General features: G+C 60.8%; 8 protein-coding genes. 5 read left to right on the top strand and 3 right to left on the bottom strand.

Going from position 1 to position 6,789, the window contains the following annotated elements; genetic code table 11:
- Window positions 1-405: 1-acyl-sn-glycerol-3-phosphate acyltransferase (locus BLX41_RS36730; RefSeq protein WP_404942807.1), on the top strand; the 405-nt coding region annotated here is incomplete at its 5' end.
- A gap of 105 nt (window positions 406-510) precedes the next feature.
- On the opposite strand, the gene BLX41_RS29980 is transcribed toward BLX41_RS36730, so the two are convergent.
- On the bottom strand, window positions 511-1,092 hold the full coding sequence (locus BLX41_RS29980) for an acyl carrier protein phosphodiesterase (protein ID WP_123727778.1): 582 nt from the start codon (window positions 1,090-1,092) through the stop codon (window positions 511-513).
- 153 nt (window positions 1,093-1,245) lie between these two features.
- On the opposite strand from BLX41_RS29980, the gene BLX41_RS29975 reads away from it, so the two are divergent.
- From BLX41_RS29975 to BLX41_RS29965, 3 genes are read left to right on the top strand one after another with little or no spacing between them, the layout of a single operon-like run.
- Window positions 1,246-1,548 carry an ArsR/SmtB family transcription factor gene (locus tag BLX41_RS29975; protein WP_016965050.1) on the top strand — a complete coding sequence of 101 codons (303 nt, stop codon included), beginning with the start codon at window positions 1,246-1,248 and terminating at the stop codon, window positions 1,546-1,548.
- Window positions 1,549-1,566: 18 nt separating this feature from the next.
- A complete protein-coding gene (locus BLX41_RS29970) occupies window positions 1,567-2,733 on the top strand; it encodes an MFS transporter (RefSeq protein ID WP_092320253.1) in 1,167 nt (388 codons plus the stop codon).
- Window positions 2,734-2,766: 33 nt separating this feature from the next.
- The gene (locus BLX41_RS29965) at window positions 2,767-3,816 is read left to right on the top strand and encodes an alkene reductase (RefSeq protein ID WP_123727777.1); all 1,050 of its coding nucleotides are present in this window, start codon (window positions 2,767-2,769) and stop codon (window positions 3,814-3,816) included.
- Between the two features lie 64 nt (window positions 3,817-3,880).
- On the opposite strand, the gene BLX41_RS29960 is transcribed toward BLX41_RS29965, so the two are convergent.
- Window positions 3,881-4,765, bottom strand: a complete 885-nt coding sequence (locus BLX41_RS29960) for a DMT family transporter (RefSeq protein ID WP_123727776.1) — start codon at window positions 4,763-4,765, stop codon at window positions 3,881-3,883.
- A 161-nt stretch (window positions 4,766-4,926) separates the two neighbouring features.
- Complete coding sequence (gene emhR, locus BLX41_RS29955; protein ID WP_123727775.1) at window positions 4,927-5,559, bottom strand: efflux system transcriptional repressor EmhR; 633 nt, start codon at window positions 5,557-5,559, stop codon at window positions 4,927-4,929.
- Between the two features lie 265 nt (window positions 5,560-5,824).
- Here emhR and emhA point away from each other — a divergent pair.
- On the top strand, window positions 5,825-6,789 hold a 965-nt coding region (gene emhA, locus BLX41_RS29950; RefSeq protein WP_259745372.1), incomplete at its 3' end, for an efflux RND transporter periplasmic adaptor subunit EmhA.

The raw sequence follows: 6,789 nt of genomic DNA, 5'->3' as shown, positions 1-6,789 counted from the left end.
AAGCAGATGACCCGCCACCTGCAGGAACAGCACCCGCTGCTGCTGTTTCCCGAAGGCACCACCACCGACGGCCATGGCCTGCGCACTTTCCACGGACGCCTGCTGGCCAGTGCCATCGATGCCGACGTCTGCCTGCAACCGGTGGCGATCCGCTACCTGCGCGACGGCCAGATCGATACCCTGGCCCCCTTCATTGGCGACGACGACCTGCTCTCTCACCTGATGCGGCTGTTTGCCAACGATCAGGGCCGAGTGGAAATCCATGTGCTCAAGCCCATTGCCTGCCAGGGCCAGGAACGTGCGGCGCTGGCCTTCCAGGCCCAGCAAGCGGTGCAGAAAGCCCTGTTCGGTGATGTCATGCAGCCCGCCGAACCACGCCGCAACGGCGAACTGGTCGCCGCCTGAAACACTCTGTAGGAGCCGGCTTGCCGGCGAAAAGGCCTTCAAGCCCGGCGCCATTCATGAAGGCGCCTTCGCTGGCAAGCCAGCTCCTACAACAGCAATCGTGAGTCAGGGCAATTGGATGTGCTGCGCGGCGAATGCCTGCAACTGCGGGTAGAAGGCGCGGAAGTCTTCGCTCAACGGTTCATACAGCCGCTCCAGCTCGACCATCGCCGCAGTCAGCTCCTCTGGCCGTGACAGGCGCCGGGCAATCCCCCGCAACACCTGCTCCAGCACCGCAAATTCGCGATAGGAACCCAGCCAGTCATCCGCCGCCATGTAAGGCGCAATCTGCGCCAGGCGCGCCGGCAACTGTGGTTCGGCCGCCAGGGCCCGATACACGTCGGCCGTGAACTGCTGCAAGGGACGATCGGCGTAATGCCGCCAATCCCGGGCCAGGCAGTGGTCGAAAAACACATCAATGACGATGCCGGCGTAACGCCGTCGGGTCAGGGAGAAACGCGACAGTGCCGCCGTCACCAGAGGATGGCTGTCGGTGTAGGTATCGATGCGCCGATGCAGCTGGATCGCCGCCTCGACCTCGGGAGAAAACTGCCCTTGCAGGCGTCCCTTGACGAAATCGCCATACAGGCTGCCGAGTAATTGACCCGGGCGCTGGCCGCCGAGGTGCAGATGTGCGAGATAATTCATGGACGCAGCTTAGCACTGCGGCCAGCATATCGTTATAACCCGATATACCGATAAGTAATGATTTAAGATCGAAATCATATTTGTATATCGCGATATAACGATTTAAATTTCGCTTCAACGCGATACAACGTTTCACTGAAAACGAGCACCGCCATGTCCCTCGACCTCGACGAAATAATAAAAGCCCTGGCACATCCGGTTCGCAGGGAAATCCTGCACTGGCTGAAAGACCCGACAGTCGAATTTCCCGATCAGGCTCACAGCAATGAGCACGGCGTCTGCGCCGGACAGATCGATCAACGCTGCGGCCTGTCGCAGTCGACCGTGTCCGCCCACCTCGCCACCTTGCAACGTGCAGGCCTGATCAGCAGCCGGAAAGTCGGCCAATGGCATTTTTTCAAACGCAATGAGGAAGTCATCCAGCAGTTCCTCACGCAAATGAGCCAACAGCTCTGATCTGACAAGGACCCGACAATGCCCCTTTCACTCATCATCCTGGCCTTGAGTGCCTTCGCCATCGGCACCACCGAGTTCGTCATCATGGGGCTTTTGCCCGATGTGGCGGCGGACCTCGGGGTGTCGATTCCCGGCGCCGGCTGGCTGGTTACCGGCTACGCCCTGGGCGTGGCCATCGGCGCGCCGTTCATGGCCCTGGCCACCGCACGGCTGCCGCGCAAGGCGGCCCTGGTGGCACTGATGGGGATCTTCATTGTCGGCAACCTGCTGTGTGCACTGGCCAGTGATTACAACGTGCTGATGTTCGCCCGGGTGATCACCGCGCTGTGCCATGGTGCCTTCTTCGGTATCGGTTCAGTGGTGGCCGCCGGCCTGGTGCCCGCCAACAAGCGCGCCTCGGCCGTGGCCCTGATGTTCACCGGTCTGACCCTGGCCAACGTACTCGGCGTGCCCCTGGGTACTGCCCTGGGCCAGGCCGCCGGCTGGCGTTCGACCTTCTGGGCGGTGACGGTCATCGGTGTAGTGGCGCTGATCGGCCTGCTGCGTTTCCTGCCGGCCAAGCGCGATGAGGAAAAACTCGACATGGGTGCGGAACTGGCAGCCCTCAAGGGCGCGGGGATCTGGCTGTCCCTGAGCATGACCGCACTGTTCGCCGCGTCGATGTTCACCCTTTTCACCTACGTTGCGCCGTTGCTCGGCGACGTCACCGGCGTCTCGCCCCAGGGCGTGACCTGGACCCTGCTGCTGATCGGCCTGGGCCTGACCCTGGGCAACATCATCGGCGGCAAGCTGGCGGACAAACGCCTGGGAGCCACCCTGATCGGCGTATTCGCGGCCATGGCCGTGGTCTCCACCGTGTTGACCTGGACCAGCGTGGCGTTGATTCCCACGGAAATCACCCTGTTCCTTTGGGCCACCGCCTCCTTCGCTGCAGTGCCGGCGTTGCAGGTCAATGTGGTGACCTTCGGCAAGGCGGCCCCCAACCTGGTTTCGACCCTGAACATCGGCGCTTTCAACATCGGCAACGCCCTGGGTGCCTGGGTCGGCGGCAGCGTCATCGCCCACGGTTTCGGGCTGACCAGCGTGCCCCTGGCAGCTGCAGTTCTGGCGATCCTGGCCCTGCTGGTGACGCTGATTACCTTTCGCCAGGGCGGCAATGCCGAACTGGCTGCTGCGACCCACTGATCCGTTTCTTTCCTATATAGAAGGCTGCATTCCATGACCACTATCTTTGATCCGATCAAGATCGGCGATCTCGAGCTGTCCAACCGCATCATCATGGCCCCGCTGACCCGTTGCCGCGCCGACGCCGGCCGCGTACCCAATGCACTGATGGCCGAGTACTACGTGCAGCGGGCTTCCGCTGGCCTGATCCTCAGCGAGGCCACCTCGGTGACCCCAATGGGCGTGGGCTACCCGGATACCCCCGGCATCTGGTCCAACGATCAGGTCCGTGGCTGGTCGAACGTGACCAAGGCGGTGCACGGCGCCGGCGGCAAGATCTTCCTGCAGCTGTGGCACGTGGGGCGGATTTCCCACCCGTCCTACCTGGACGGTGAAACGCCAGTGGCGCCAAGCGCCATTCAGCCCAAGGGCCATGTCAGCCTGGTGCGTCCACTGGCCGACTTCCCAACCCCGCGGGCCTTGGAAACCGCCGAGATCGCCGACATTGTCGATGCCTATCGGGTCGGTGCGGAAAACGCCAAGGCCGCCGGTTTTGACGGTGTGGAAATCCACGGCGCCAACGGCTACCTGCTGGACCAGTTCCTGCAAAGCGGCACCAACCAGCGCACCGACCAGTACGGCGGTTCTCTGGAGAACCGTGCCCGCCTGCTACTGGAAGTCACCGACGCCGCCATCGAAATCTGGGGCGCCGGCCGAGTGGGCGTGCACCTGTCACCCCGTGCCGATACCCATGACATGGGTGACGACAACCTGGCGCAGACCTTCACTTACGTAGCCCGCGAGCTGGGTAAACGCGGTATCGCCTTTATCTGCTCCCGCGAGAAAGAAGGCGCCGACAGCTTGGGCCCGCAGTTGAAAGAAGCTTTCGGCGGCCCCTACATCGCCAACGAGCGCTTCACCAAGGACAGCGCCAATGCCTGGCTGGCTGCCGGCAAGGCCGACGCCGTCGCGTTCGGCGTGCCCTTCATTGCCAACCCGGACCTGCCGGCTCGCTTGAAGGCCGATGCTCCGTTGAACGAGGCGCATCCACAAACCTTCTACGGCAAAGGCCCGGTCGGCTACATCGACTACCCGATACTGTAAGGCTGCATCGGTAAATAAAAAGCCCCGGCTCTCGCGAGCCGGGGCTTTTTTGTAAGTGTCAGGATTAGCGCTTGCGTTGAGTCCAGGCCACCGCCAGGCCGCTCAGGCAGATCACCGTGATGCCGATAAGGCCGTAGCTGTCTGGGGTGTGACCGAAGATCAGGTAGCCATACAGGCCGGCGAACAGAATTTGCCCGTAGCTGAAAGGCGCCAGCATTGCCGGCGCAGCATGGCGGAAGGCCTGGGTCAGCAGCATATGGCCCAGCATGCCGCAAGTGCCGAGGCCGATCATGAACAGGCCGTGGACAAAGCTCGGCGTGCTCCAGAAGAACGGCAACAACGCACTCATGATCAGGCTGTTGAAGATCCCGGTCAGGAAGTTGCTGGTGGTGGGGCTGTCGATGCCGCTGAGCTTGCGGGTGAGCAACTGATAAAAGCCGAAGCACAGCGCCGAGCCCAGGGGCAGCAGGATCGCCGGAGTGAAGAGTACGCCACCGGGGCGCACCACAATCAGCACCCCGACGAAGCCCGCGAGCACCGCCAGCCATTGCCCGCGGCTGACCCGCTCGCCCAGGAACGGCACGGACAAGGCCGTGACCAGCAAGGGCGCAAGGAAGTTGACTGCGGTGGCTTCCGCCAGGGGGATATAGCGCAGGCCGGTGGTGAACAACAGGCTGGTGCCGATCAGGCATAAGGCTCGGAGCAGTTGCAGGCCGGGACGCTTGGTTCGCACCACCGCGGAAAAGCCGCTGCGGGGGACGAACACCACCAGCATCAGCAAGGTATGAACCACATAACGGGCCCAGACCACCATGACGATGGGGTAAAAGGTCGAGAGATATTTGGACAGCGCGTCATGACTGGCGAAGAGCAGAACCGCCAGACAAATCAGGGCGATGCCCTTGATTGGCTGTTCTGTGCCTTTGAACGGTGAAGGGTTCACACTCATTCACACACCCGCAACAAAATCCCTACAAAATACGTAGTTCGCTATCTATCAACCTGCAGCCAGCCCGTATATAAAAGCACCCCATCGTGATCTGCGACCACAGGGATGTATGTCCCTCGCCTTAAATGTTGACACAACCGGACTCAATTACGCATTTTGTCTTAATGACGGAGGCTGGGGCTCAAGCGCAGCATATCCAGCCCGATGTCGATCCAGCGCTCTGCTTCGGTGTGCAGGGCGAAGCTGTCCGGGGCCAGTAGCCACTGGTAGAGAATGCCATCGATAAACGCATGCAGCGTAATAGCTGCCCGCGCTGCATCGAGATTTTCGGGCAATTGCCCACGATTCACTGCATTACGCAACGCCAGCTCGATGTGTACGTTGCAGTCCAGGCTGGCAGCGCGACGCTGACGGCGTAGATCGCACATTTCATCGGTGAACTCGCACTTGTGAAACAGGATTTCATTGATGCGTCGGGTTTTCGGGTCCAGGGCAACTTGATGAAACAAATGAATGAGCAGCATGCGCATGCAGCCCAATGGGTCCATTTCATCTACATTTTCACTGGCCGCGGCCATCTCGTCCAAAGGTTCACGCAGGCTGTCGAGCATGGCCTGCACCAGATCGGCCTTATTGCTGAAGTGCCAATAGATGGCACCGCGCGTCACTCCCGCCAGCGCCGCGATATCGGCCAGGGTGGTACGCGCCACGCCACGCTCGTAAAAGGCCTTTTCGGCGGCCTCGAGTATCTGGCTGCGAGTTTCTTGTGCTTCCTCTTTGGTACGACGGACCATGGCAGTAAAACCTCGATCAGGATCTTTCAGCGATGCGTGAAGACCTTCTGAATAAATATGGAACGGCATCTCGAGTGCCGTTTGCCCAGCCTACAATTCAACACCTACAGGGGCTTTTGTAACCAGATGGGTACGCCGCTAGGGTATTTACAAACAACCATGAATGTAAGTATATTCCTTAGCAAGCTACTTATCCACTCAGCCAAGCATTTTTACCCTTCCACTTTTCTTGTGCGCATCTTGCGTGCCTGACCCGAGGATTTTCATGCAACTCAAGCCAGCTGTTACCGCTCTGGTCACTGCCGTCGCCCTGGCATCGCTGCTCAGCGGATGTAAAAAGGAAGAGGCGGCGCCAGCCCCTCAAGCCCCTCAGGTCGGTGTCGTAACCCTGCAACCACAAGCCTTTACCTTGACTTCCGAACTCCCGGGCCGGACCACCGCGTTCCGCATCGCCGAAGTTCGCCCACAGGTAAACGGGATCATTCTCAAGCGTCTGTTCAAAGAAGGCGGAGATGTTAAGGAAGGTCAGCAGCTTTATCAGATCGATCCGTCGGTCTACGAGGCAACGCTGAAGAGTGCTCAGGCCAATCTGCAGTCCACACAGTCGATTTCCGATCGCTACAAGCAATTGGTCAACGAGCAAGCCGTAAGCCGTCAGGAATACGACACCGCCGTGGCCAACCGCCTGCAATCGGAAGCCTCCCTGCAAAGCGCCCAGATCAACCTGCGCTACACCAAGGTGTTGTCGCCTTTGACCGGCCGCATTGGCCGTTCCTCGGTGACCGAAGGTGCCCTGGTCAGCAACGGCCAGGCCGATGCCATGGCGGTGATCCAGCAGCTGGACCCGATCTACGTCGACGTCACCCAGTCCTCGGTTGAGCTGCTGGAGCTGCGCCGCGAGCTGGAAAGCGGTCGCCTGCAGAAAGTCGGCGACAACGCCGCCAAGGTCAAACTGACCCTGGAAGACGGCAGCCAGTACAAGCTCGAAGGCAAGCTGGAGTTCTCCGAAGTCTCGGTGGATGAGAGCACCGGCTCGGTGACCCTGCGCGCCGTGTTCCCCAACCCTCAGCACACTCTGCTGCCGGGCATGTTCGTCCACGCCCAGCTGCAAGCCGGGGTGAACAGTGCAGCGATCCTGGCGCCACAACAAGGCGTGACCCGCGACCTGAAAGGCACCCCGACCGCCCTGGTGGTTGGCCCGGACAACAAGGTCGAGCTGCGCCAGCTCAA

Source organism: Pseudomonas protegens (assembly GCF_003732485.1).
Classification (GTDB): Bacteria; Pseudomonadota; Gammaproteobacteria; order Pseudomonadales; family Pseudomonadaceae; genus Aquipseudomonas; species Aquipseudomonas protegens_B.
This window is presented reverse-complemented; position numbering and strand designations above follow the sequence as displayed.